The following is a 4,085-nucleotide window of genomic DNA, read 5'->3' on the forward strand; positions in this document are numbered from 1 at the left end:
GCACTCCTCCGCCTGCCGGGGCGTCGGACTGCGCGACCCTGCGGGTCGCAAGAGCACAGCCCATATTTTTACCCAAAGCCCCGCCCCATTCGGCCTGTCGCCCATCCCCCCGAAGCCGGGCGACAAGGCCGGCGCCCCAAAGGGTCGTAAAAGTTCGACCCAAGTCGTCTGCCGGTTCGGGCTACGCGCTCCCCGGGTGGAGTCGAAGGCCCAGCGCGCAGACCCGGCGATTCTGCGAATCGCGCTACGTCTCAGCCCAACGCAATCCGGCGCCAGCGGAGACGCAATCAAGCCCGTGAAGATTGCAGTCCTCCGCCTGCCGGGGCGTCGGACTGCGCGACCCTAAAGGGTCGCACCAGCTAAAAACAAAGCATGACCAACAGCACAGCCCATGTTTCCGCCCCAAGCGCGGCGCGAAAACCGTGTCTGCCTCGCTGCGGCTCCGCTGTCGCTCCGCCGCCGTTCAAGCGCTACCCCCCGATCAGGCCTCCTCTTCCGAAAAACAATCTTTTGCCATTTCGCACGCAAACTCCATTAAAGCGGAGGTGCAATCGGGTAAAGCATAAGAGGGATCGGGATCGTTCACGGGGCCAAGCACCCACTCATTGACACCGTCCAGCACATTCCAGAAATAATCCATGCTTTCCTCTTCCGTGACATGAGGCGGAAAATGCATATCGAATTTCGAGAAATCGATCTCCAAAGCATCGATGTCGATTCCGAACAATTCCGCCCAAACCGCCTTCATCTTCTCATTGTCCTCGACAGCCTGATTCCGGGTCCGTGTCGCGTTGCTTTCTTCCAGGAACTCTTGCAAGCTCTCCTCGGAAAAATCGATCTCTTCCTCCGGCCCGATAAACCAGGCCCAATGGCCGAGAGATCCTTTGAGAATATAGTCCCAGGCTTTGGTAATGTAATGGAGCGGAACCGCGTAATCTCCTCCCTCGACATGCTGAAGAAGCTCCGGATCCACCTCCTTGTTCAGCGCTCTTTGTCGGAAAACATCCGGAAGGATGTTATAAACGGAGGCAACGGTTTTCCAATCGACACGCTCTTTCCACCGATCCACCTCGAGCGCATACGATTTTTGAGCTATAATCTGCCGGACACATCCTTGAAACCGTTCTTCCGCTTCCGCCAGATTGTCCGCCGCATAGCCCCAATCTTCGCATGCTTTACCGGTATCCGGATCGATAATGGTTCCGTACAAACGATTTCTATCTTTCGCATTCGGTACGGGTGAGGAGGTGAAGCCTTTATATTCGAATTTTATCGTTCTGTCGGAAGCCATACCAAAGTTCTATGATATACAAACGTTACAGTCCCTGCCGGTTCGAGCGGAGGCAGAGGTTGGACAATTTATAAAGCACCCGCGCGCCGACATTCGCATTCCACTCGCCGTCGCCCTCCTGAGGCGCCACCTCCGTCAGGTCGAACCCCACGATGCGGCGTCCCGACTCCGCCAGGCGCACCAGCAGATAGACCGCCTCGCGGTACGAAAGCCCTCCCGGAACCGGCGTCCCCGTCCCCGGACAGTTGTCCGGCGAAAGGCCGTCGATGTCGAAGCTCACATAGACGTTCTCCGGCAGCCGGTCGATGATCGCGGCACACTGCCCTCCCCAGGAAATCCCTTCGAACGCGTTGCGGGCCAGCGTATAGTCATCGAACTGTACCACCCTGCCCTGCGAAGCCGCCGCCAGTTCGACTTCGGCGCCGCAGAAGTCCCGAATCCCCACCTGCACCAGCCGCGTCACTTCGGGCAGCTGCAAGGCGTTGTACATAATCGAAGCATGAGAGTAGGTGAAGCCTTCGTACGCCTCGCGCAAATCGGTGTGGGCGTCGATGTGCAGGATGCCGAAATCCCTCCCCTCGCCGGCCATCCGGGCCGCTACGGCACGCATCAGCCCCAGCGGCGTGCTGTGGTCGCCCCCCACCAGCCCCACCTGCCGGCCGGACGCCAAATACGAGGATGCCTGTGCAAAAACGAGGTCGTTCAGGCGGGCCGAACCGGCGTTCACCGCGCTCAGCGATGCGGCGATCTCCGGATCGGTCGCGGCGCCTCCCGCTTCGAGATGTGCGATCACCCGTTCGGCCTCGGCCCGAAGCCGCTCCGATGCCGGGGCGATCCACGGATCGGCCGGGGCGGTCGTGATCCCGCGCCGCCAGCCCTCCGGATAGTGGGCGTCGCGCAGCTCCACCTGGGTCGAAGCGGCCAGAATGGCCTCCGGCCCGGCTGCCGTCCCGCCGTTATAGGAAACGGTCACGTCCCAAGGCACGGAGAGCAGCACCAGTTCCGCCTCGTCCTCCGCAAACGGGAGCCCGAAATAGTTTCCGTTCGCCACTCCGGTATCGTCGGGCGAGAATGCGCTCAAATCTCTCGTTACAAATCCCTTACCTTCTCCAGTCATAGTTTTTCAAAGCTGCGGTGAGACAGATGAACGGGGGATTTTCGAGCGACTCTTCGTTATACCGCAGTTCGTCGCCGGCCAGCGACCGAACGCTGGCTCCGGCTCCGCGGGCAATGGCTTCGCCGGCGGCGGTGTCCCACTCCGAGGTGGGGGTAGTCCGCAGGTAGCAGTCCACGGAGCCTTCGGCCACGAGGCACATTTTCAGCGAGCTGCCGTATTCGACGATCCGAATCTCGCCGAGCTGTTCCTGGAGCCGAAGAATCTCTTCTTTCACCGACTCGGTCTCGTGCGAGCGGCTCACGGCGACCCGCAGGGGGGAGTTCCGCTCGGAAACCAACGGCAGGCGTTGGGCGTCGCGAAACAGCTGGCCGATGGTAAACGATGCGCTCATCTCGGGCCGGACGCCTGTCCGGCAGAAGGAGCCGCGGTCGGGGTCGCTGAAGTAGAGGGTCTCGGTCGTGGGCAGGTAGATCACGCCCAGAAAAGGCGCATTATCGACCATCAGGGCGATATTAACGGTAAATTCGCCGTTCCGTTTGATGAACTCTTCGGTACCGTCGAGGGGGTCGATGAGCCAGTAGAGATCCCATCCGCGCCGTTCGTCGAAATAGAGGTCGCGGCCCTCTTCCGAAAGCAGGGGAATCCGGGTGGCGCTCAGGTAGTGCTGGATGAGCCGATGGGCTTCGCGGTCGGCGATGGTGATGGGGGTGCTGTCGGCTTTGAGACCGACGAAAAAGTCGTCGTACCGGGTGTAAATCTCCATGATTTTGGCTCCGGCACGGATGGCGGCGTTATAGGCCTGAACCAGAAAAAAATCGGTTTGTTCGCGCTCTATCATAACTCACTGTATGTAAAAAGGCTCTGTCTCAAAAGGCCGGCGGACTGAGAATCGGGCCGCCGGTTCCGTCTGGGGGGAGCCGGTCGTTTCGGGCAAAAAGGCTGTAAAATATCTCGTGGCCCGCCCCGGGCTTCCGCCATCGGGATACAGGCGCGCTGGAGGGCGTCGGCGACAGTGGTTACAGCTGGTCTTCGACTGTCAGCAGTACCAATGGCATGCGCTTATATTTCGGCGTGACGAGGCTCTATCCCAGCTACGCGTACTACCGCGCTTACGGTTTTCAATTGCGTTGCCTCTCGGAATAAACGGAGCGTGTCGCACTCACAAATGGCCGGGTCTACCCTAACAGGCAACCTCTACCCTATTGGGCTGACCCAGCCGCAGCGAAACGTAGTTTCGCTCCGTCCCGCCGGGGTCACCCGGACGCCGCCCGCGCAGGGCAGTTCCGTCCGGCTCGAAGCTCGACCACGCGCCATGGGAAAAACTCGTTTATCCGATAAGCGTCGGGCGGCTGTCAGTCTCGGGAAACAATAAAGGCTCCGCGCCGTAACGCGAACGCGTTGGCCGCGGGGGCCCCTACTTTCTACTATATGGTAGAAAGTAGGCAAAGAGCACATTCAAGGGGAACCCACATCCCCCTTGAAAATCCCCCGGCGATTCTTTTAGGGTAGACACGGACAGCTTTCGAGTGCCGAGCGGCACCGACCCGCAGGGGCGCGCGGGCTTCAGCCCGCTACAGCCCCGCCCAACCCTCTACCCCGTTCGGCCTGTCGCCCACTCCCCCCGAAGCCGCTACGCGGCTTGGGCGACAAGGCCGGCGGTTCGGAGAACCGCAAGAG

The 4,085-nt window shown here is 60.6% G+C and carries 3 protein-coding genes; all 3 read right to left on the bottom strand.

Annotated features, from left to right (window positions below):
• Nucleotides 1–481 precede the first annotated feature (481 nt).
• The gene (locus QZ292_RS09885) at nucleotides 482–1,210 is read right to left on the bottom strand and encodes a hypothetical protein (RefSeq protein WP_294601088.1); all 729 of its coding nucleotides are present in this window, start codon (nucleotides 1,208–1,210) and stop codon (nucleotides 482–484) included.
• 106 nt (nucleotides 1,211–1,316) lie between these two features.
• The gene (locus QZ292_RS09890) at nucleotides 1,317–2,408 is read right to left on the bottom strand and encodes an agmatinase family protein (RefSeq protein WP_294601090.1); all 1,092 of its coding nucleotides are present in this window, start codon (nucleotides 2,406–2,408) and stop codon (nucleotides 1,317–1,319) included.
• Complete coding sequence (gene cysQ / locus QZ292_RS09895) at nucleotides 2,392–3,246, bottom strand: 3'(2'),5'-bisphosphate nucleotidase CysQ (RefSeq protein ID WP_294601092.1); 855 nt, start codon at nucleotides 3,244–3,246, stop codon at nucleotides 2,392–2,394. Before cysQ ends, QZ292_RS09890 begins: the two co-directional genes overlap by 17 nt.
• Nucleotides 3,247–4,085: the final 839 nt, after the last annotated feature.

This window comes from uncultured Rikenella sp. (genome assembly GCF_910577125.1).
In the GTDB taxonomy this organism is placed as follows: domain Bacteria; phylum Bacteroidota; class Bacteroidia; order Bacteroidales; family Rikenellaceae; genus Rikenella.